Source organism: Pseudomonas spelaei, assembly GCF_009724245.1.
Classification (GTDB): Bacteria; Pseudomonadota; Gammaproteobacteria; order Pseudomonadales; family Pseudomonadaceae; genus Aquipseudomonas; species Aquipseudomonas spelaei.
Genome location: NZ_WNNK01000001.1, coordinates 1 through 21,764 on the forward strand (window position 1 = coordinate 1; position 21,764 = coordinate 21,764).

General features: G+C 59.6%; 19 protein-coding genes. 12 read left to right on the forward strand and 7 right to left on the reverse strand.

From position 1 onward, the window contains the following. Nucleotides 1-577: 577 nt before the first annotated feature. The 6 genes from GNF76_RS00005 to moaE all read left to right on the forward strand — a co-directional run bounded on the left by GNF76_RS00005 (nucleotide 578) and on the right by moaE (nucleotide 8,875). Nucleotides 578-1,702 carry a polysaccharide deacetylase family protein gene (locus tag GNF76_RS00005; RefSeq protein WP_178123102.1) on the forward strand — a complete coding sequence of 375 codons (1,125 nt, stop codon included), beginning with the start codon at nucleotides 578-580 and terminating at the stop codon, nucleotides 1,700-1,702. 348 nt (nucleotides 1,703-2,050) lie between these two features. Further along, nucleotides 2,051-3,445, forward strand: a complete 1,395-nt coding sequence (locus GNF76_RS00010) for a PhoH family protein (RefSeq protein WP_155581154.1) — start codon at nucleotides 2,051-2,053, stop codon at nucleotides 3,443-3,445. Between the two features lie 322 nt (nucleotides 3,446-3,767). After that, nucleotides 3,768-7,502: an autotransporter domain-containing protein gene (locus GNF76_RS00015; protein ID WP_155581155.1), complete on the forward strand. Its 3,735-nt coding sequence runs from the start codon at nucleotides 3,768-3,770 to the stop codon at nucleotides 7,500-7,502. Nucleotides 7,503-7,710: 208 nt separating this feature from the next. After that, nucleotides 7,711-8,184 (forward strand): cyclic pyranopterin monophosphate synthase MoaC, encoded by a 474-nt coding sequence (gene moaC, locus GNF76_RS00020; RefSeq protein ID WP_178123103.1) that lies wholly within the window; start codon nucleotides 7,711-7,713, stop codon nucleotides 8,182-8,184. Then, nucleotides 8,181-8,423, forward strand: coding sequence for a molybdopterin converting factor subunit 1 (gene moaD, locus GNF76_RS00025; RefSeq protein ID WP_155581156.1), 243 nt, complete (start codon nucleotides 8,181-8,183; stop codon nucleotides 8,421-8,423). Before moaC ends, moaD begins: the two co-directional genes overlap by 4 nt. 2 nt (nucleotides 8,424-8,425) lie before the next feature. Further along, nucleotides 8,426-8,875 (forward strand): molybdopterin synthase catalytic subunit MoaE, encoded by a 450-nt coding sequence (moaE, locus tag GNF76_RS00030; protein WP_155581157.1) that lies wholly within the window; start codon nucleotides 8,426-8,428, stop codon nucleotides 8,873-8,875. Between the two features lie 84 nt (nucleotides 8,876-8,959). On the opposite strand, the gene GNF76_RS00035 is transcribed toward moaE, so the two are convergent. The 3 genes from GNF76_RS00035 to GNF76_RS00045 all read right to left on the reverse strand — a co-directional run bounded on the left by GNF76_RS00035 (nucleotide 8,960) and on the right by GNF76_RS00045 (nucleotide 12,478). Further along, the gene (locus GNF76_RS00035) at nucleotides 8,960-10,087 is read right to left on the reverse strand and encodes an NAD(P)/FAD-dependent oxidoreductase (RefSeq protein WP_155581158.1); all 1,128 of its coding nucleotides are present in this window, start codon (nucleotides 10,085-10,087) and stop codon (nucleotides 8,960-8,962) included. 162 nt (nucleotides 10,088-10,249) lie between these two features. Continuing rightward, nucleotides 10,250-11,725 carry an ATP-dependent RNA helicase RhlB gene (gene rhlB / locus GNF76_RS00040; RefSeq protein WP_155581159.1) on the reverse strand — a complete coding sequence of 492 codons (1,476 nt, stop codon included), beginning with the start codon at nucleotides 11,723-11,725 and terminating at the stop codon, nucleotides 10,250-10,252. A gap of 96 nt (nucleotides 11,726-11,821) precedes the next feature. Next, the gene (locus GNF76_RS00045; RefSeq protein WP_155581160.1) at nucleotides 11,822-12,478 is read right to left on the reverse strand and encodes an alpha/beta hydrolase; all 657 of its coding nucleotides are present in this window, start codon (nucleotides 12,476-12,478) and stop codon (nucleotides 11,822-11,824) included. A gap of 345 nt (nucleotides 12,479-12,823) precedes the next feature. On the opposite strand from GNF76_RS00045, the gene GNF76_RS00050 reads away from it, so the two are divergent. The 4 genes from GNF76_RS00050 to GNF76_RS00065 all read left to right on the forward strand — a co-directional run bounded on the left by GNF76_RS00050 (nucleotide 12,824) and on the right by GNF76_RS00065 (nucleotide 17,007). After that, nucleotides 12,824-13,852: an amino acid ABC transporter substrate-binding protein gene (locus GNF76_RS00050; RefSeq protein ID WP_155581161.1), complete on the forward strand. Its 1,029-nt coding sequence runs from the start codon at nucleotides 12,824-12,826 to the stop codon at nucleotides 13,850-13,852. Between the two features lie 72 nt (nucleotides 13,853-13,924). Next, complete coding sequence (locus GNF76_RS00055) at nucleotides 13,925-15,106, forward strand: amino acid ABC transporter permease (RefSeq protein WP_155581162.1); 1,182 nt, start codon at nucleotides 13,925-13,927, stop codon at nucleotides 15,104-15,106. 10 nt (nucleotides 15,107-15,116) lie between these two features. Further along, the gene (locus tag GNF76_RS00060; protein ID WP_155581163.1) at nucleotides 15,117-16,214 is read left to right on the forward strand and encodes an amino acid ABC transporter permease; all 1,098 of its coding nucleotides are present in this window, start codon (nucleotides 15,117-15,119) and stop codon (nucleotides 16,212-16,214) included. Nucleotides 16,215-16,242: 28 nt separating this feature from the next. Then, complete coding sequence (locus tag GNF76_RS00065; protein ID WP_150765918.1) at nucleotides 16,243-17,007, forward strand: amino acid ABC transporter ATP-binding protein; 765 nt, start codon at nucleotides 16,243-16,245, stop codon at nucleotides 17,005-17,007. Nucleotides 17,008-17,064: 57 nt separating this feature from the next. Here the strand turns inward: GNF76_RS00065 and GNF76_RS00070 are convergent, their stop codons facing one another. Further along, nucleotides 17,065-17,559 carry a type II toxin-antitoxin system MqsA family antitoxin gene (locus GNF76_RS00070; protein WP_155581164.1) on the reverse strand — a complete coding sequence of 165 codons (495 nt, stop codon included), beginning with the start codon at nucleotides 17,557-17,559 and terminating at the stop codon, nucleotides 17,065-17,067. Then, nucleotides 17,556-17,867: a type II toxin-antitoxin system MqsR family toxin gene (locus GNF76_RS00075; protein ID WP_155581165.1), complete on the reverse strand. Its 312-nt coding sequence runs from the start codon at nucleotides 17,865-17,867 to the stop codon at nucleotides 17,556-17,558. Before GNF76_RS00075 ends, GNF76_RS00070 begins: the two co-directional genes overlap by 4 nt. 158 nt (nucleotides 17,868-18,025) lie before the next feature. On the opposite strand from GNF76_RS00075, the gene GNF76_RS00080 reads away from it, so the two are divergent. Both GNF76_RS00080 and GNF76_RS00085 read left to right on the forward strand, forming a co-directional pair. Beyond that, nucleotides 18,026-18,685 (forward strand): FadR/GntR family transcriptional regulator, encoded by a 660-nt coding sequence (locus GNF76_RS00080; RefSeq protein ID WP_155581166.1) that lies wholly within the window; start codon nucleotides 18,026-18,028, stop codon nucleotides 18,683-18,685. Then, nucleotides 18,675-19,955, forward strand: a complete 1,281-nt coding sequence (locus GNF76_RS00085; protein WP_155581167.1) for a CynX/NimT family MFS transporter — start codon at nucleotides 18,675-18,677, stop codon at nucleotides 19,953-19,955. Before GNF76_RS00080 ends, GNF76_RS00085 begins: the two co-directional genes overlap by 11 nt. Here GNF76_RS00085 and GNF76_RS00090 read toward each other — a convergent pair. Continuing rightward, complete coding sequence (locus GNF76_RS00090) at nucleotides 19,952-20,599, reverse strand: DUF1120 domain-containing protein (RefSeq protein ID WP_178123104.1); 648 nt, start codon at nucleotides 20,597-20,599, stop codon at nucleotides 19,952-19,954. The two genes, GNF76_RS00085 and GNF76_RS00090, sit on opposite strands and share 4 nt — an antisense overlap. A gap of 17 nt (nucleotides 20,600-20,616) precedes the next feature. Beyond that, on the reverse strand, nucleotides 20,617-21,756 hold the full coding sequence (locus GNF76_RS00095; RefSeq protein ID WP_155581168.1) for a DUF1120 domain-containing protein: 1,140 nt from the start codon (nucleotides 21,754-21,756) through the stop codon (nucleotides 20,617-20,619). Between the last annotated feature and the right edge of the window lie 8 nt (nucleotides 21,757-21,764).

Here is a 21,764-nt window from a genome sequence, read left to right on the forward strand (position 1 = left end):
GTGGTAGAAGCAAAAGCAAGGCCCAGCAAGGGCCAGAGCGAAAGCAGATCTGCTTTTCTGTGGGAGCTGGCTTGCCTGCGATGGCATCACCTCGGTGTTCCTGAAAGACCGAGTTGCCTACATCGCAGGCAAGCCAGCTCCCACAGTCGACCGTGCTCGCTTTTGATCTTGCCTTTGCTCCACACCACTCAAGCCGGCCGGTAGGCCGCTGTGTTCTTGATCTGCTTTTGAGGTTGATCTTAGGCGCCCCGTTAAACCACGATGGCTGAACGCAGGCATTGGTCCGTGGGTAAACCGGCAGGACGCCGGTTTAGCCGCACTGGGCCATGGATGGCCCATTGCGGCGGCCCACGGAGTAATGCCGGAGTGAGGGCATGCCGAGCCTAAGCGAGGCACCGAGTGGTGGGGCAAGAGCCTTTTGGTTACTTTTGGGCTCTTTTCAAAAGTGACCCGCTGTAAGAGCGGAACCAATAGCCGCCGTGACCGCAGCAACGGATATGCACACCACACCACACCACACCAACCCAACCACCTGATCAGCTATAGTGCCCGACGACTCTGGATAGGGAGACCCTCCGTGCGAATCGCACTCATACTGTCCGCCTGGCTGCTCTGCCTGACCGCCCAGGCCGCCCCGGTAGACGTGGCCAGCCTCGACCGCAGCACCTGGCCCGAAAAGCTCAGCAGCCCAGCCCTGTTCGACGTCGCGTCCCGCGCAGAAATCCTGATGTTCGCCCATGCCTTGCTGGCCAGCGAAGCCCTGGATGAACCCGGACTCAAACAGCGCCTGGGTCTGAAAAATATCAACCTGGCCTCTATTGATGACCTGCGCCGCCAACTGTGGCAGCGGCTGCTGGAGAACTACACATTTGCCCAACAAAGCTGCGAGCAGGACGCCTCATTCTGCTACCTGGTGGAAAACATGGACGACCTGCGCGAGCAGGCCGGCAAGTTCGCGGTCAGCGACAACTCCTTCTATATAGGCTGGGCCGCACCCAGCCGGGCGTTCCATGAGCGCTATCTGGATGAACAACTGCGCAAGGCCGCTCTATTTCCGCAGATCAGCAGCGAGATTGCCCGCTTCGGCGACCATGAGCGTAATGGCGATGAACTCAACGACCGGTTGTTCCTGCTGACTTTCGATGGCGGTCCGGCGCCGGTCGCTGGCAATACTGATTGGCTGGCTGACTACCTGCGCAAACAGAAAATGCACGCCACGTTTTTTGCCCTTGGCAACAGCCTGCAAACGCGCCTGGAAAAGACGTCGCCAGCGGATGTGCAGCGGCTTTACCAAGGGCAGTGCGTGGGCATCCAGGGGTGGCAATACCGCTCCCACAGCCATTGGGTGGATTGGCAGAATTCCATCACCCGTAGCGCCAGCCTGGTGCAGAACCTGTTGCCGGAGAACTACGTGCCGTTGTTCCGCCCACCCTATGGCCAACGCCGCGCTGACAGCCAGGGATTCTTCCAGTCCCAGGGGTTGCAAGTGGCGTTGTGGGACATCGATTCGGAGGACGAAGCTGGCAAGCTCAGGGCCGACGAATCCGCCCAGCGGGTGCTGACATTGATGCTGTTGTGGCGTCGTGGGGTGATCGTTTTTCATGACACCCAGGACAAGGCACGGGTGGCATTACCCTGGCTGTTGCAGGCGACGGCTGAAAGTGGACTTGGCTGGCAGGATTGCCGGGAAGCGTTTCGCTGAAAATGACAAAACGCCCGGCCCTGTTGGGGCTGAGGTTTTTTGGGGTAAAAATTGGGAGATATTTCGATACAGGCGGACTTCCGACTTTAACGGTGCTTGGGGCGCTCGCCTAGTGCTATTCGTCATCCTGAAAAATAAACTTCAAAAAAACGTCAAAGTGCTTTTTCCTGTCATGGGTTTTGCGGTATTACGAAGACAGACCGCCGAAACCTGCAACACAGGTGGCGTCTTCCAAGACACCTCTTGTGTGCACCGCACTTGACGCCCCTCAGGTGCGTTCGATGGTCAAATCGAGGCGCAGCACTGTCGCGGTATTGCGTCGACTGGCTCCCACAAAGGTGACCGAGTATGGATGATCATGGACGTAACCCTTCTTCCAACCAGCCAATCCTTTATGTGCTTGATACCAACGTATTGATCCACGATCCAAACGCGCTGCTTAATTTCGAAGAACACCACGTCGCCATCCCGATGATCGTGCTCGAGGAGCTCGATAAACTCAAAAGCGGGCACCACAGTGTCGCCGCCGAGTGCCGTCAGGCTATCCGCCTGATCGACAAGACCCTGGGCGAAGCCTCTCCCGAGGACGTTGAGCAGGGCGTGCCGATCCAGCGTGGCAAAAGCGGATCCAAGGGTTTGCTGTCGATCCTGATGAGCAAACGCAGCGAGCCCAACAGCCTGCTGCCGGAAAACCTCAACGACAACAAAATCATCAACCAATTGATCGACCTGCACGCGCGCGACAAGGACCTGCGCCTGGTGCTGGTGACCAAAGACATCAATATGCGCCTCAAGGCTCGAGCGTGTGGGATCGCTGCCGAGGACTACAGTACCGACCAACTGGTTGACGACGTATCGATGCTGTCCCGTGGTTATCACACCATGACCGGCTCGTTCTGGGATCGCGTCAGCAAGGTGGAAACCCGTCAGGACCATGGCCGCACCTGGCACCAGGTACAACTGACCGACAACCTGCCGGCCGTGCACATCAACGAGTTCATTATTGACGAACAGGGCTTTGTTGGCTGGATCAAAGAGATCCAGGTCGACAAGTTGCTGATCCTCGACTTGCATCAAGAGCCCCTGTTGCACCAGGAAGCCTGGGGCCTGAAACCGCGTGATATTTACCAGAGCCTGGCGCTGTATGCGCTGTTGGATCCGGACATCCACCTGGTCAACCTGACCGGCGCCGCCGGTTCCGGGAAAACTATCCTGGCCCTGGCTGCCGCCATCGAGCAGACCATGGTCACCAAACGTTATCGCCGCATCATCGCCACCCGCAGCGTGCAGGGCCTGGACCAGGAAATCGGCTTTCTGCCCGGCACCGAAGCGGAAAAAATGGAGCCGTGGCTGGGGGCGATCACCGACAACCTCGAAGCCTTGCACATGGATGACGAAAACACCCATGGCAGCGTCGATTACATCCTCAGCAAAGTGCCGTTGCAGTTCAAATCCCTCAACTACATTCGAGGTCGCAGCTTCCAGCAAAGCCTGATTCTGATCGATGAATGCCAGAACCTCACGCCGCACCAGATGAAAACCATCATCACCCGTGCCGGCGCCGGTTCCAAAGTGGTGTGCCTGGGCAACCTGGCACAGATCGACACCCCTTACCTGTCCGCGACCAGCTCCGGGCTGACCTACCTGACGGAACGTTTCAAGGACTTCCCCAACGGCGTGCACATCGCCCTGCAAGGGGTCCCTCGTTCGATTCTGGCCGAATACGCCGAGTCGCATCTGTAACCACTCTCGTCGTAGTTAGTGGCTAAATGCCACAAAACAGCCCGGATTTCTCGCGAAATCCGGGTTTTTTATTTTACGCGAGATTTGTCGGTGTTTTACGGGCCAAGGGTGCTTGTGGTTTTTGTATTTATTTTGTTACATTTTTTGTCGCCGCAAACAGACGGCAACCAAAATAAAAATATTGCGTGACCCCGTCGGAAAACTACCTCACTGATTCGACGACGTTTTGAAGCCCATCGTTGGTCTTCAACGTGATCCTGCCTATTACAAAAAGCCCGATACACCGCTCATTGATGACGCACATATCCAAAGGGAAAGGAAAATGGACGCAGCAGGTAATGGTTTCACTCTGTCTCAACGCAAATACGTCACGCGCCTTAAATCGATACCCCTGACCCCTATCGCACTCGGGCTGGCCGTATGGCTGGGTCAGGGGCCAATGGCCTGGGCAGACGACAGCAATCCTTACACCTCTCAGGTGCTGGAGTCGGCCTTCAGGAAAGCTGTTTCATCGTTTGGTCCCAACACCGATGTCTACAAGAACCTGCGGTTTGCCTATTCAGATATCGTGGACCTGGCCGCCAAAGACTTCGCCGCCCAGTCCGGCAAGTTCGATTCGGCCCTCAAGCAAAACTATGAGTTGCAGCCAGAAAACCTGACCATCGGCGCCATGCTCGGCGACACCAAGCGGCCGTTGGACTATGCCTCGCGCCTGGATTACTACCGCAGCCGGTTATTCAGCAACAACGGCAAATACACCACCAATATTCTCGATTTCTCCAAAGCGATCATCGCCAATCTGCCCGCCGCCAAGCCCTACACCTATGTCGAGCCGGGTGTCAGCAGCAACCTGAACGGGCAATTGAACGCAGGCCAGTCTTGGGCGGCCGCTACCCGTGACTGGAGCGCCAACGCGCAAACCTGGAAGACCCCGGAAGCCCAGGTCAACTCCGGCCTGGACCGCACCAACGCGTATTACGCCTATGCCCTGGGCATGACCGGCAAGGGTGTGAATGTGGGCGTGCTGGACTCAGGCATCCTCACCGAACACTTCGAGTTCCAGGGCAAGAATGCCCAGGGTCAGGACCGTGTGCAGGCGGTGACTTCCACCGGCGAGTATTACGCTACCCACCCTCGCTACCTCCACGACACCCCGGATGGCGAGTTTCAGAAGGGCGAGCACTTCAGCATTTCCGGTGAATACGACCCGGTGATCAACGACGGCCACGGTACGGAAATGTCCGGTGTATTGGGTGCCAGCCGCAACGGCACCGGCATGCACGGCATCGCCTTCGATGCCAACATATTTGTCGCCAACACTGGCGGCACCGATGACAACCGCTTCCAGGGCTCCAACGACCTCGACTACAACGCGTTCATGGCCAGCTACAACGCCCTGGCCGCGAAAAACGTCTCGATCGTCAACCAGAGCTGGGGGCAGAACTCGCGCAACGACGTGGAGAATCACTTCGGCAACGTTGGCGACAGCGCGGCCGATAACCTGCGGGACATGACGGCCGCTTATCGCCCGTTCTGGGACAAGGCGCACGCCGGACAAAAGACCTGGATGGACGCCATGGCCGATGCCGGACGGCAAAACACCTTTATCCAGATCATCTCGGCGGGCAACGACAGCCACGGCGCCAACCCGGATACCAACGCCAACCTGCCGTTCTTCAAGCCCGATATCGAATCAAAATGGTTGTCGATCACCGGTTATGACGAGACCAGCGCCCAGGTGTACAACCGCTGCGGCACGTCGAAGTGGTGGTGCGTGATGGGCGTTTCGGGTATCCCGTCCACCGGGCCCGAGGGTGAGATCATCCCCAATGCCAACGGCACGTCAGCCGCCGCGCCAAGCGTTTCCGGGGCACTGGCGCTGGTGATCCAGCGCTTCCCCTACATGACCGCAACGCAGGCCCGTGATGTGTTGCTGACCACCTCCAGCCTGCAGGCACCGGACGGCCCGGACACGCCCGTCGGCAACCTGACCGGTGGTCGAACCTACGACAACCTGCAACCGGTACACGACGCTGCGCCTGGCACGCCGCAAGTGCCGGGCGTGGTCAGCGGTTGGGGCTTGCCCAACCTGCAAAAAGCCATGCAGGGCCCAGGGCAATTCCTTGGCTCGGTGGCCGTGGCATTGCCCACTGGCACCCGGGACATCTGGGCCAACCCGATTTCCGATGAGGCCATTCGCGCTCGTCGTGTAGAAGACACCACCGAACAGGCGACCTGGACCGCCACCAAGCAGCAAAAAGGTTGGCTTAACGGACTGCCGGCCAATGCCTCGGCAGATGATCAGTTCCAGTACGAGATTGGTGCGGCACGGGAACAGGCGACCCTGACACGAGGCAAGGACCTGCTCACCGGTGGTACCTACGTCGGCAGCCTGGCCAAGTCGGGTGACGGCGAATTGGTCCTCGAAGGCAAGAACACTTACTCGGGCAGCACCTGGGTGCGCGGCGGCAAGCTGTCGGTGGACGGCTCACTGATATCTGCCGTGACCGTGGATGGCAGCGCCGTAGGCACGCGCAACGCGGATAACGGCGTAGTGACCACCCGGGGCGGCACACTGGCCGGCAACGGTACGGTCAGCGCCTTGACTGTCAACAGTGGCGGTACTGTTGCGCCGGGTCATTCGATCGGCACACTGAACACCGGCGATGTCACCTTCAACCCAGGTTCAGTCTATGCCGTTGAAGTCGGTCCCAACGGGCAAAGCGACAAGATCCAGAGCACTGGCGTGGCCACCCTTAACGGTGGTGTCGTGACCGTGTCTCTGGAGAACAGCCCCAACCTGCTGTCCGCCACCGAGGCCCGTAGCCTGCTGGGGCAGCAGTTCAACATCCTCAGCGCCAGCCAGGGCATCAATGGCCAGTTTGCGGCCATCTCGCCCAACTATCTGTTCATTGGCACCCAGCTGAACTACCAGCCGAACCAGTTGACCCTGGCGGTGGCGCGCAACCAGACGACGTTCGCCAGTGTCGCGCAAACCCGCAACGAGCGTGCCGTGGCGGCGGTAGCCGATACATTGGGCGCCGGCAACCCGGTTTACGAAAGCCTGCTGGCATCGGACTCGGCAGCCCAGGCGCGGGACGCGTTCAAGCAGCTGTCGGGGCAACTGCACTCGGACGTGGCAGCGGCGCAAATGGCTGACAGTCGCTACATTCGTGAAGCGGTCAACGGCCGGCTGCAACAAGCCCAGGCGCTGGATTCCAGCGCGCAGATCGATGCCCGCGATAACGGTGGTTGGGTACAGCTGCTGGGCGGTCGCAGTAACGTCAGTGGCGACAACAATGCCAGTGGCTACACCTCGTCCACCAGCGGCGTGCTGTTGGGCCTGGACACGGAGGTAGGCGACGGTTGGCGTGTGGGCGCAGCCACCGGCTACACCCAGAGCCACCTCAATGGCGAGTCGTCTGCCTCGGCGGACAGCGACAACTATCATCTGTCGATCTACGGCGGCAAACGCTTTGATGCGATCGCCCTGCGCTTGGGCGGCGCCACCACCTGGCACCGTCTGGACACTTCGCGGCGTGTGGTTTACGCCAACCAGTCGGACCATGAACGAGCCGACTACAACGCACGTACCGATCAAGTATTCGCCGAGGTCGGTTACACCCAGTGGACTGCGTTCGAACCCTTTGCCAACCTGACGTATCTGAACTATCAGAGCGACTCGTTCAAGGAGAAAGGCGGCGCTGCGGCCTTGCATGCCAGCAAGCAAAGTCAGGATGCGACACTCTCCACCCTGGGTCTGAGGGCACATACCCAACTGCCGGTCAGCAGCACCTCGGCGGTGACCTTGCGTGGCGAGTTGGGCTGGGCACATCAGTTCGGCGATACCGATCGTGAGGCCTCGCTGAAATTCACCGGCAGCGACAACGCCTTTGCGGTCAATAGCGTGCCAGTTGCCCGTGACGGCGCGATTATCAAGGCCAGCGCGGAAATGGCCCTGACCAAGGACACTTTGGTGTCCTTGAACTACAGCGGTTTGCTGTCCAACCGTGGCAACGACAATGGGATCAACGCTGGATTCACTTTCCGCTTCTGACCCAGGCTGAACCCTGTAGCCGCTGCCGAGGCACGAGGCTGCGATGGGTCGCGTAGCGACCCTTTGCGGCGCTCCTGCGGCCCGCATCGCAGCCTCGTGCCTCGGCAGCGGCTACAGGTCAGTGCGGCCCTTTTTTTGTTGGATAAACAGCCCTGCGCAAAATTGACCCACGGGTTTACAATTGCGGCTCCTGATCAGGAGTATCCCTGTGCTGACTCATCTCGATTCCCAAGGTCGCGCCCACATGGTCGACGTCACTGAAAAAGCCGTGACGTTCCGTGAGGCGGTGGCCGAAGCGCGGGTGCGCATGCTGCCCGAAACCCTGAAAATGATTGTCGACGGCGCTCATCCCAAGGGTGACGTATTTGCCGTGGCCCGAATCGCCGGGATCCAGGCGGCGAAAAAGACCAGTGATTTGATTCCCCTGTGCCACCCGCTGATGCTGACGGGCGTCAAGGTCGAGCTCAGTGCAGAGGGTGATGACGCGGTGCATATCGTCGCCCGGTGCAAGCTCTCCGGCCAGACTGGTGTGGAAATGGAAGCACTGACGGCAGCCAGCGTCGCCGCGCTGACGATCTACGACATGTGCAAGGCCGTGGACCGCGGCATGACCATCGAAAACATTCGCCTGCTGGAAAAGCTCGGCGGCAAGAGCGGGCATTTCAAGGCGGATGAACAATGAGTATCACGGTGCTGTTTTTTGCCCGTTACCGCGAAGCCTTGGACCTGGACTCGCTGGAGGTCGAAGGTGACTTCGCCACGGTCGAGGCGGTGCGCCAGACATTGGCGGCGGATCCCGGCTTTGAAGTTCTCAACGAGACGGGCTTGATGTGCGCCCGTAATGAAGAACTTTGCTCCCTCAGTGAGCCGCTCAATGACGGCGACGAAGTAGCCTTTTTCCCCCCAGTGACAGGAGGCTGAACATGGCTATTCGTGTGCAGTCCGAGGCGTTTGATCCCGGTGCTGAAGTCAACGCCATGCACGCGGCGAATGTGGGCGTGGGTGCGGTGGTGAGTTTTGTCGGCTACGTGCGCGACTTCAATGATGGTCTCGATGTGGCGGGGATGTTTCTGGAGCATTATCCGGGCATGACCGAAAAGGCCCTCGGCAAGATCGCCGTGGAGGCCGAGCAACGCTGGCCGCTGCTCAAGTTGGAAGTGTTGCACCGCATTGGCGCGTTGGAGCCGGGGGAACCGATCGTCTTCGTTGCGGCTGCCAGTGCCCATCGCCAGGCAGCCTTCGATGCCTGTGCGTTTGTAATGGATTACCTGAAGACGCGTGCGCCGTTCTGGAAGAAAGAAAACACCACTGAAGGGCCGCGCTGGGTAGAAGGGCGGGACAGCGATCATACCGCCGCCGATCGCTGGAAATAATCCTTCAAACACACAACAACGAACGCCGTTGTAGCCGCTGCCGAAGTATGAGGCTACACGTTCGCGAGCAAGTCCATGCAGGGGTTAGACAAGGCGTTTGGGCGACAACATTGCCTCGGTCAATCCTAATGCCGCCAATGCCTCTGGCAACTTCTCACCGCGCACCAATGCCGCACTGGCCTGCCCCATGGCCGGTGACGTCTGAATTCCGTAGCCACCCTGGGCCGCGATCCAGAAAAAGCCGTCCACCTGCGGATCAAACCCGCACACCAGATCCCCATCGCTGACAAAACTGCGCAGCCCCGCCCAAGTCCGCGTAGGGCGGCGGATGGTCAGGGTGGTGGCTTCCTCGATGTGATAGATACCCGTCGCAATATCCAGCTCTTCAGGCTGCACATCATGGGGGGCCACCGGGTCGGCATTGGCCGGCGAGCCGAGGAACATGCCGGCGTCTGGCTTCATGTAGAACGAGCCGTCGAGGGCTGCCAGCTCCGGCCAGGCATGGATGTTCACATCCGCGGGCGGGGCGAAGATGAAAGCACTGCGGCGTTTGGGTTGCAGGCCGATTTTACGGGCGCCGGCCAACTCACCGATAGCGTCGGCCCAGGCGCCGGCAGCGTTGATGATCACCGGGGCACTGAAGCGTTGTTGTGAGGTGCGTATTTGCCACTGGCCTTCGCCGTCTCGGGTCAGTTTCTGCACGTCGTTATCGGTGTGGATTTCACCGCCGTTGCGCCGAATACCGCGCAAGTAACCTTGGTACAGCGCATCGGTGTCGATGTCGCAGACCGTTGGATCGTAGATCCCGCCATGGACTTTTTCCCGGCGCAGGATCGGCATCATCGCCATGGCTTCATCGACGTCGAGCAAGCGGGTTTCCGGCACCAGGGCCTTGGCACTCAAGTATTGGCGCTGCAGTTCTTCAGGATCACCGATCAGGTCCACCAGCAGCTCGGCGCGGGGTGTGAGCAGCAGGTGTTCGGCAAAGCCTGTAGGCGGATGATCGAAGAAGGCACGGCTGCCCAGGGTCAGGGCGCGGACTTGCGGCGTGCCGTAGGCGGCGATGTACAGGGCGGCGGAGCGACCGGTGGAGTGATAGCCCGGCAGCGACTCACGCTCCAGCACGATTACCCGGGCGTGTCGGGACAGCCAGTAGCCGGCAGATGCCCCGGCGATTCCGCCACCGATGATGATGTAGTCGGCCTGGTTCATACCTTCCTCCTGGAATGCAGACTTGAGCACACTAAAACCAAATGTGGGAGCTGGCTTGCCTGCGATAGCATCACCTCGATGTATCAGTTACACCGAGGTGATGCTATCGCAGGCAAGCCAGCTCCCACACAAGCCAGCTCCCACAGTTTATTGCGTTTGCGCTTAAGGGCGTTTGCGCTCCACTGGACGCAACAAATGCGTCGGTGGCGTTTCGCAGCTGATCTTGCGACCCAGCAGGGTCTCGATCGACGGCAACTGGTACGAGTCATCTTCGCCGGCAAAGCTGATGGACACCCCGGCAGCACCGGCACGGCCAGTACGGCCAATGCGGTGTACGTAGTCGTCTGGCACTTCCGGCAGGGTGAAGTTGATCACATGGCTGATGCCGTCGATATGAATCCCACGGCCGGCCACGTCGGTGGCCACCAGCACGCGAATCTTGCCTTCGCGAAAGCCTTCAAGGGTCTTGATCCGTTTGTGCTGCGGCACGTCGCCGGACAGTTGCGCGGCGTTGACACCATCGCGCACCAGGCGCTCTTCAATGCGGCGCACTTCGTCCTTGCGGTTGGCGAACACCATGACCCGCTCCCAACCGTTGTCGTTGACCAGGTTGTAGAGCAGCTTGTACTTGTCGGCACCGGCCACGGCGTAGATGTGTTGTTCGACGTTTTCGCTGGCGACGTTTTCCGCTTCGATCTCGACGATGGACGGGTCGGTGGTCCACTGCTTGGCGAGGTTCATCACGTCTTCGGTGAAGGTCGCGGAGAACAGCAGGGTCTGGCGTTCGTTTTTCGGCGGGGTCTGGCGAATGATCTGACGCACTTGCGGGATGAAGCCCATGTCGAGCATGCGGTCGGCTTCGTCCAGTACCATCACTTCGACCATGTCCAGGTGCACGTCGCCGCGCTGGTTGAAGTCCAGCAAACGGCCCGGTGTGGCGACCAGGATGTCGCAGTGGCGCGCTTCCAGGTGCTTGAGCTGTTTGTCGAAGTCCATGCCACCGACGAACGTCATCACGTTGAGGCCGGTGTACTTGGTCAGGTCGGCAGCGTCCTTGGCGATCTGCACCACCAGCTCTCGGGTCGGGGCGATGATCAGCGCACGCGGTTCACCCATGTAGCGCTCTTTGGGCGGCGGGGTTTGCAGCAGTTGGGTGATGATCGAAATCAGGAACGCGGCCGTCTTGCCGGTGCCGGTCTGGGCGCGACCAATGGCGTCTTTGCCCGCCAGGGTGAAGCCCAATACTTGTGCCTGGATCGGCGTGCAGTACGGGAACCCCAGGTCCTGGATGGCGTGCATCAGCTCCGGGGCCAGCTTGAAATCGTGAAAGCGGGTCTTGCCTTCCTGGGGTTCGACAACGAAGTCTTCCAGTTTCCAGGGAATGACCACCGGTTTCGGTGCGCGCTCGCGGCGCGGTTTTTCCTGGCGCGTGTGTGCTACAGGCTGTTCTTCAGCGGCTTCTACCGGCGCAGGTTGGGTCACCGGCGGTTTTTTTGGCGAGGCAACAGGTGCGGTCCGGCCAGGCTGTTTACCGTCATTGCGGCTGCCGTGTGCGTGGACAGGAGCGCTGGGAACAGGGGCGAGCGGCTCAGCCTCGCTTTTACCGAACATCTTCTTGAGTGCTTTGAGCACGGTCATCTCATCAATTGGTTAAGGAATGTACGCCGGCCAGTGTAATGCAAGAATCGGGCGCGGCGTAGTGCGTTGGTCATACGGCTACACAATGTGTGGTTTTCAGCCCAGGCGCTTGCTCAGCCAGTCCCCAATGTCGCGTATCTCCTGGGGTAACACTTCGTGGCCCATTGGGTATTCCTGCCATGTGACGGTGACACCGCGCGTCTTTAAATGCTCAAAGGCGCTTCGGCCCATGGAAGGCAGTACCACTTCATCCTCCACGCCGTGCAGGCACAGCACCGGAATGCGTTGCTGGCTGGCGGACAACTCCAGCTCGTCGCCGAAAGTAGGCGCGTAGGTGGAGAGGGCAAGTACGCCACCCAAGGCACCCTGCCATTTCAGGAAAGCGGTGTGAAACACCACGGCGCCGCCTTGGGAAAAGCCTGCGAGAAAAATCCGCGAAGGGTCTATCCCGCTGCTTTTTTGCTCCTCGATCAGGTCAGTGACCATTTTGGCCGACGCTTCGAGTTCCTCGATGCTGATGGAGCGGGCCGGACTCATGGCCTTGATGTCGTACCAACTGGGCATCTCGTAGCCGCCATTAATGGTCACCGCACGGGTCGGTGCCTGGGGCAAAACGAAACGGGTGGACAGCAGTTGTTCTTGTAGGGCTTCGGCCACCGGCAGGAAGTCGTAGCGATCGGCGCCCAGGCCATGCAACCAGATAACGCAGGCGTCTGCGGGCTTGGCGGGCTGAAGAATCAAGGGGTCGGTCATATCTGCTCCATTAATGTGCGTGCGCGCTGATTGGGTGCGTCGGCACGGTGCGCGACGGGATGATCTGTTAAGAAGATGTCGCAAGGTTGAATCTTTTTGGGTTGACCTGCGGCTGAAACGACTCGCCCGGCAGTCTGGTACGGGGCTTGCTATGAGAACCCCGATGTCAACGCTTACCTCAGGCGGTAACACTATCAGTGACTGGCGCTTGAGGGATAGCAACTGGACTTACAGCGACAGTCTCATGCCGTTTGACCTCAAAAAAAGCCAACACAGGTCAATCTCGCCTCATAAGGGTGCGGCAGGGCTCAAGCTCCGACACAACAAGAGCAACTGGAGGTTTGAATGAAGGTATTGAAATCCACCCTGGCCATCGTTTGCGCGGCCGCCGTATTGGGTGTCAGTGGTTTCGCCCAAGCCGGCGCCACCCTGGATGCCGTGCAGAAGAAAGGCTTCGTGCAGTGTGGCGTGAGCGACGGTTTGCCGGGCTTCTCGGTGCCGGATGCCAGCGGCAAGATCCTCGGGATCGACGCTGATGTGTGCCGTGCCGTAGCGGCCGCTGTTTTCGGTGACGCCACCAAGGTCAAATTCAGCCAGTTGAATGCCAAGGAGCGTTTCACCGCGCTTCAGTCCGGCGAAGTCGACGTGCTGTCGCGTAACTCCACCTGGACCAGCTCTCGCGATGCGGGCATGGGCCTGGTGTTCACCGGTGTCACCTACTACGACGGCGTTGGCTTTCTGGTCAACAACAAGCTGGGCGTGAAAAGTGCCAAGGAACTGGACGGTGCAACCATCTGCATCCAGGCCGGTACCACCACCGAGTTGAACGTCTCTGACTTCTTCCGTGCCAACAACCTCAAGTACACCCCGATCACCTTCGACACTTCCGACGAAAGCGCCAAGTCGCTGGAATCCGGTCGTTGCGACGTGCTGACCTCCGACAAGTCCCAGCTTTACGCACAGCGCAGCAAGCTGGCTTCGCCGAAAGACTACGTGGTTCTGCCGGAAACCATTTCCAAGGAGCCCCTGGGCCCAGTGGTTCGCCGTGGCGACGAAGAGTGGTTCAGCATCGTCAAGTGGACCCTGTTCGCCATGCTTAACGCTGAAGAAGCCGGCGTGACCTCGAAAAACGTCGAAGCTGAAGCCAAGTCCACCAAGAACCCGGACGTTGCTCGTCTGCTGGGCGCTGACGGTGAATACGGCAAGGACCTGAAAGTACGCAAGGACTGGGTCGTACAGATCGTCAAGCAGGTCGGTAACTACGGCGAAGTCTTCGAGAAGAACCTCGGCAAGAGCACGCCGCTGGAAATCGACCGTGGCCTGAACGCCCTGTGGAACAACGGCGGCATTCAATACGCACCCCCTGTGCGCTGATCGCTGATGGTTCTATCACCCGGTGGGCCAACCGCCGGGTGATGTTCTGTACCATTCTTTCTGGGGCACTCCATGCAAACTCAAATCGGCGCACCCAAGCAGAAGCTCAGCTTCAGCGATCCCAAAGTGCGTGCGTGGCTATTCCAGATCATCACCCTTGTGGCGGTGGTCTCGTTGGGCTGGTACCTGTTCAACAACACGCAAACCAACCTTCAACACCGGGGCATTACCTCGGGTTTCGACTTCCTTGAGCGCAGTGCCGGTTTTGGCATCGCGCAGCACCTGATCGACTACACCGAATCGGACAGCTATGCCCGGGTCTTTGTGATCGGCCTGCTGAACACCTTGCTGGTGACCGTGATCGGCGTGGTCCTGGCGACCATCCTCGGCTTCATCATCGGTGTGGCGCGGCTGTCGCCGAACTGGATCATCAGCAAGCTGGCGACGGTTTATGTGGAAGTGTTCCGCAACATTCCACCGTTGCTGCAAATCCTGTTCTGGTACTTCGCGGTATTCCTGACCATGCCGGGGCCGCGTGCCAGCCATAACTTCGGCGATATGTTTTTTGTCAGCAGCCGTGGCCTGAACATGCCGGCAGCGATTGCCGCTGACGGGTTCTGGCCATTCTGGATCAGCGTTGCGGTCGCGGTCGGCGCTATCGTGCTGATGACCCGCTGGGCCAACAAACGCTTTGAAGCCACCGGTGTACCGTTCCACAAGTTCTGGGCGGGCCTGGCGTTGCTGTTGGTGATTCCTGCGCTGACAACCCTGGTGTTTGGCGCGCCGGTGCACTGGGAAATGCCGGAACTCAAAGGTTTCAACTTCGTCGGCGGCTGGGTACTGATTCCCGAACTGTTGGCGTTGACCCTGGCCTTGACCGTGTACACCGCGGCATTTATCGCCGAGATCGTACGGTCGGGCATTAAGTCCGTCAGCCACGGCCAAACCGAGGCCGCTCGCTCCCTGGGCCTGCGCCCTGGGCCGACGCTGCGCAAGGTGATCATCCCGCAAGCCCTGCGAGTGATCATTCCGCCGCTGACCAGCCAATACCTGAACCTGGCGAAAAACTCGTCCCTGGCCGCCGGTATCGGTTACCCGGAAATGGTTTCGCTGTTTGCCGGCACGGTGCTCAACCAGACCGGCCAGGCCATCGAAGTCATTGCTATCACCATGAGCGTGTACCTGGCGATCAGCATCAGCATTTCCTTGCTGATGAACTGGTACAACAAGCGCATTGCGCTGATCGAGCGGTGAGGAAACCAGCATGAGTACGCATACGTTCAAACCTGACATGCCACCCCCGGGCAAAGTCTTCGGGCCGGTGGCGTGGATGCGCGCCAACATGTTTTCCAGCTGGCTCAATACCCTGCTGACATTCCTGGCGTTCTACCTGATCTACCTGATCGTGCCGCCGATCCTGCATTGGGCAATCCTCGATGCGAACTGGGTCGGCACCACCAAGGCCGATTGCACGAAGGAGGGCGCCTGCTGGGTGTTTATCCAACAGCGCTTCGGGCAGTTCATGTACGGCTACTACCCCGGCGATCTACGCTGGCGCGTGGACATGACCGTGTGGCTGGCCATCGTCGGTGTAGCGCCGTTGTTCATCTCGCGCTTTCAACGCAAGGCAGTCTACGGCCTGGGCTTTCTGGTGCTGTACCCGATCATTGCCTACTTCCTGCTGCATGGCGGGATCTTCGGCCTGACCAATGTTGCGACCAGCCAGTGGGGCGGTTTGATGCTGACCCTGGTGATCGCCACCGTCGGTATCGCCGGGGCCTTGCCGTTGGGAATCATACTGGCATTGGGTCGTCGTTCGAACATGCCGGCGATTCGTGTGGTCTGCGTGACCTTCATCGAGTTCTGGCGCGGCGTGCCGTTGATCACCGTGCTGTTCATGTCATCGGTGATGCTGCCACTGTTCCTGCCCGAAGGGATGAACTTCGACAAGCTGTTGCGGGCATTGATCGGCGTGATCCTGTTCCAGTCGGCCTACGTGGCCGAAGTGGTGCGCGGTGGTTTGCAGGCGATTCCCAAGGGCCAGTACGAAGCGGCTGCGGCAATGGGCCTGGGGTACTGGCGCAGCATGGGCCTGGTGGTGTTGCCCCAGGCGCTGAAGATGGTGATTCCGGGCATCGTCAACACGTTTATTGCGCTGTTCAAGGACACCAGTCTGGTGATCATCATCGGCCTGTTCGACCTGCTCAACAGCGTCAAGCAAGCCGCCGCCGACCCGAAATGGCTGGGCATGGCCACCGAAGGCTACGTGTTCGCCGCCTTGGTGTTCTGGATTTTCTGTTTTGGTATGTCGCGCTATTCCATGCATCTGGAACGCAAGCTCGACACAGGCCACAAGCGCTAAGTCCCTACCCAATTTAGGAAGTTTTTTGATGAGCGAAGCAATCAAACAGCCTGTGAGCCCTGAAGGCATTATTCAGATGCAGGGCGTCAACAAATGGTACGGCCAGTTCCACGTGTTGAAAGACATCAACCTCAACGTCAAGCAGGGCGAGCGCATCGTGCTGTGCGGTCCGTCGGGTTCGGGCAAGTCCACCACCATTCGCTGCCTCAACCGGCTGGAAGAGCACCAGCAGGGTCGCATTGTGGTCGATGGCGTGGAACTGACCAACGACCTCAAGCAGATCGAAAGCGTGCGCCGGGAAGTCGGCATGGTGTTCCAGCACTTCAACCTGTTTCCGCACCTGACCATCCTGCAAAACTGCACGTTGGCGCCGATGTGGGTACGCAAGATGCCCAAGCGCAAGGCCGAAGAAATTGCCATGCACTACCTGGAACGCGTGCGTATTCCGGAGCAGGCCCACAAGTTTCCGGGGCAACTCTCCGGCGGCCAGCAACAGCGCGTGGCGATTGCCCGGGCGCTGTGCATGAAGCCGAAAATCATGCTGTTTGATGAGCCGACTTCGGCCCTCGATCCGGAGATGGTGAAAGAGGTGCTGGACACCATGATCGGCCTGGCCGAAGACGGCATGACCATGTTGTGCGTGACCCACGAAATGGGTTTTGCCCGGACCGTAGCCAACCGCGTGATCTTCATGGACAAGGGCGAGATTGTGGAGCAGGCGGCGCCGAATGACTTCTTCGACAACCCGCAGAATGATCGGACCAAGTTGTTCTTGAGCCAGATTTTGCATTGATTTGTGGCTGAAGCTTAAAAATAAACCCGGCGTGGCGCCGGGTTTGTTTTTGGTATTTTAAGAAGCTTTGAGCGTTTCAGGCTTGTTGTTTACGGTGTATGTGAAGGCGCCTCGCAGATCCGCCCCTTCGCCTAGGACCTTGGTGTCGGCGAGCAAGTGCGGATAGCGATCCAGCAGGCGCATCAGTAGCATCAATGCTTTTGGTGGAAGTACTTCACCGCGCTCGTAGCGCGAAAATGCATTGTGTCCACCACCGGATAGCAACTGCACCGTTTCCTTTTGCGTAAGGTGCAGTTTGCGGCGGATGCGCTTCATCTCGGTACCAATCATTTTCCGGGCGGCGAGGACCAGTTCGTCACCCGCTTCGCCATAACGATCTGCACTGTCGGTATCGGGGTCCCAAAAGCCATCGCCGCAGACCTCGCATTCCCAGCCTGAAAGATTGTCAACCCGACGCTCCATGCCTTTGACGCTGATGGTTTCGCTACGGCCCTCGAAATAACTCAAGGCATCGGGGGCGCCACAGATGTAGCACCGCTCGTTTTTTTTCATGGGTTTTTCTCCTTGAAGGAGATTACCGGAGGCCTACCGTCTGTGCGGTAAGTGACCTTGATGTAAATCTCCATATCTTTTGAGTGGGTGTGGTAGACGTCCTGCCAAACCCGATGATCTCCATAGGTGGTCATCGACTTGTACAACATCCTGTTTTGTAGCTCGTAAATGACGGTCTGCATTTCCTCGATGCTGAAGCCGAGGCCCTGGCCGCATTCGTTTGCTGTCCAGGTAAACGCTTTCCTTCCAAGCCGCCTGACATCCGCCTTTATCACCGCCAAATCGTAATGAGGTGTGTACTTTTCCATAAGACACCTAGGGCTGAAATTACCCTCTAAGGGTAATTTTAACAATCGAAAATCCCGCTCCTTTTGTTGCTTAAAAACCCTAGTGCGTTGCTCTTGTAGGCAAGTCTGACTACCATGTAGGAAAATTCATCCTATGATTGGACGAAAACACGAATCACATGACAGATATTGCCCCACTGATCAAACGCTCCCTTGTCGACCAGGCCCTGGAGCAATTGCGCCAGCGCATCACCGAGGGCAAGTGGGCCATCGGCGAACGCCTGCCCACCGAGCCCGAGCTGTCTGCCGAGCTGGGCATCAGCCGCAATACCGTGCGTGAGGCCATGCGGGTGTTGGCGTTTTCCGGATTGATCGAGATCCGCCAGGGTGACGGCAGTTACCTGCGTTCGATGACCGACCCTCTGGGGGCGATGAAGGCCTTGTCCCACTGCACCCTGGCCCAGGCGCAAGAGACGCGGCAGATCATCGAGACCGAGGCCATTGGCCTGGCGGCGTTGCGCCGTACCGATGAAGACTTGCAGGCCTTGCGCGAGGCGTTAAAGACCAGCGGCGAGCACTATCACGGCGATCTGGAGCACTACATCAGTTGCGACCTGGTGTTCCACAAGCGCCTGGTGGATGCCGCACACAACCCGGCGTTGAGCGAGCTGTACCAATACTTCTCCAGCATCGTCGGTGCGCAGTTGCGCCAGACCCTGAACATCAAGCCTCGCCGTCAGGCCGTTTTCGATCTGCACACTGAACTGCTCGATGCTGTGGAACAGCAGGACCCTGAGCGCGCCAAAGCCCTTTCACGGCAACTGATCAATGAACCTTGAGCCCGAGAACACCATGCCCCGCCCAGACAATGCCCTTGAAGAACTGCTGATCGACGCCGAGGCCGATGACGAAGAGGTCCAGCACAGCCCTCCGGTGGTGAGCCGCCCGTGGCTGTTGCTGCTGGGCCTGATTCTGGTGGCGTTGAACCTGCGCCCTGCGTTGTCGAGCATGGCGCCGTTGCTCAGCGAAGTGTCCAGCAGCCTTGGTCTCTCGGCGGCCAAGGCCGGCTTGCTGACCACCTTGCCAGTGTTGTGCCTGGGTTTGTTTGCGCCGATGGCGCCGATCCTGGCCCGGCGTTTCGGTGCTGAGCGGGTGGTACTGGGGATTTTGCTGACGTTGGCGGCCGGCATCATTCTGCGCAGTTCGTTCGGTGAAGCCGGACTGTTCGCCGGTAGCCTGCTGGCTGGCGCGAGCATCGGCATCATCGGTGTGTTGTTGCCGGGCATCGTCAAGCGCGACTTCGCCCAGCACGCTGGCACCATGACTGGCGTCTACACCATGGCCCTGTGTCTGGGGGCGGCGCTGGCAGCTGGCTCGACGGTGCCTTTGAGTCACTACTTTGGCGACAGCTGGAACATCGGCCTGGGCTTCTGGATTCTGCCGGCGCTGGTGGCTGCGCTGTTCTGGTTGCCTCAAGTGGGCCAGAAGCACGGTGCGCACCAAGTGGCCTACCGCGTGCGCGGTTTGCTGCGCGATCCACTGGCCTGGCAGGTGACCTTGTACATGGGCCTGCAATCGTCCCTGGCCTACATCGTGTTCGGTTGGCTGCCGTCGATTCTGATCGGCCGTGGACTGACGGCCACCCAAGCCGGGCTGGTACTTTCCGGTTCGGTGATTGTGCAACTGGCCAGTTCCTTGGCGGCGCCCTGGTTGGCCACACGCGGCAAGGACCAGCGCCTGGCCATCGTGGTGGTCATGTTGCTGACCCTCGGGGGCCTGTTCGGCTGCTTGTATGCACCGCTGGATGGGCTGTGGGGCTGGGCGATTCTGCTGGGCCTGGGGCAGGGCGGTACGTTCAGCCTGGCACTGACGTTGATCGTACTGCGCTCGCGCGATTCCCATGTGGCCGCCAACCTGTCGAGCATGGCCCAGGGCATTGGCTACACCCTGGCTTCCCTTGGCCCGTTCGCGGTCGGCCTGGTGCATGACTGGACCGGCGGCTGGACGGCTATCGGCTGGATCTTCGCAGTGATTGGCCTGGGCGCGATCATCGCCGGGCTGGGCGCCGGCCGTGCGCTGTATGTGCAGGTCACCAGCGAGAAACTCTAGAGGTAGACCACTTCCATCGTCGCCGAGCCGTCGAGCAGGATATCGGTGCTCAGGTCCAGGTTCTGTTTGGCATTGATCACGGCTTCGATCTTGACCGTGCTGATCAGCTCCTGGATCGCTGACGGTCCGGTGGTGCTGCCGTCGGTGTCGGTGAACCCCAGGTAACTGTTGGCGCCGATATCGATGGGGTTCAGGTTGGCGGTGCGCCAGGCCAGGCCGCCGGTGGTGGATTCAGTGCCGTAGATCAGCGCGCTGCTGTCGATCACGGTCTGCCTGGGATCGAACGTCAATGAATACAGGCCGATGCGGTTGCCGCTGTTGTCGAGCCCCAGCCCGTAGTAAATCTCACTGTTGACCATGGCCGAACCGTCGCGATTGTCGCGCATGCGCAGGGCAAAACGGCTCGGGCCATTACAGCCGACGCTGACTTGCAGGTGCTTGACCGGCAAGCGCGTGCCCTTGTCGAGATTCAAATCCTGTTGGGAAATCTTGCCGTAGTCGATCAGCCCGCCGCTGGACAGCAGCGGGGTGCAGGCGGTAGGGATAACGACACCTTTGACACTCAGGTCCACGGTCGAGGCGGCCAGCGAGTGCTGGGCACCGGTCAGCAGCAGGATGGAAACGGCAAGGTAATGCATCTTCATGAGGCGGACTCCAGAGGTTACAGGTAGATGATTTCGAGGGTGCCGGAGCCGTTGATCTGCACCACGTTGCGCAGGTCCAGGGCCTGGGTGGGCGCAAGGTAGGCCTTGATACGCACAGTGCCGGCCAGGTTCTGGATCGCCACGGGGCCGAGTGTGCTACCGGCGCTGTCGGTAAAGCCCATGAGGCTGTTGGCCGCCATGGGGATCTGACGGGAACTGGAGCTGCTCCAGGCTGCGCCACTGCTGGTGGAGTCCGTGCGATAGAGTGTGGCGAAGGTATCGGCCGTGAACTCCGCCGGGTCAATGGTCAAGTAATAACGGCCAATCTTGTTATGGCTGCTGTCCAGGTCCAGGCCATAGGCTGTTTCATCGGTGCCGCCGGTGGCCGAGCCATGGCGGTTGTCGTGCATGCGCAAGGCGAACGGCGCGGGCGCGTCGCAACTGACGGAAAACTGCAAGGTCCGGGTGGGGAGCGGCGTTTCGTTGGTTGCACTCAAGTCCTTGGCCAGCAAGGTGCCGTAATCCACCAGGCCACCATTGGACAGGTGTGGGTTGCATGCGACGGGGGCGAAGTGGGCACGCAATGTCAGTTCCCGGTAGCGTCCGCTTTGACTGCCGTAGACCGTACCGGAGACCTCCCAGGTGGTAGCGTCCTTGACGTGTGTGGCGGCGGTGTCGGCCCAGGCATTAAGGGTCAGTTGCAGGGAAAAATTCTTGCCCAATAGCACTGAGCCGGCCAGCACGGGCGAGATGCCGTGGCCTGGACGCCAGTTCAACGCCGTGCCAATGCTGATGGGCGGTTGGCCGTTGGCCGGTAACAATCCCAGCTCCACGGCCTGGCCATCCAGCACGCCATCGCTGACCTGCATTTCGTAGCTGCCCTGTTCAGTAAATTGCAGCCGTTGTGTACTCGCCGCCAGGGCGCGATAGAACAGGCTCATGTCCGCCGGTTGTGGGCAATTGAAGGTCAGGCTTAACCGACGCTCGCCCAGCAATCGCTGGGGCGTGCTGTCGCTTTGTGCAACGCGGCTCATCAGCCCGAAATCCAGCAGCGGTTCGCTGATGTTCAACTGGCACTCGTCTTGAGCCTGAGCGTTGCCCAACGCACCGATCAGCAGGCAGGCGCTCAGCCGTCGCAGGCAGGTTTGAAGGGGCATATCGGTCT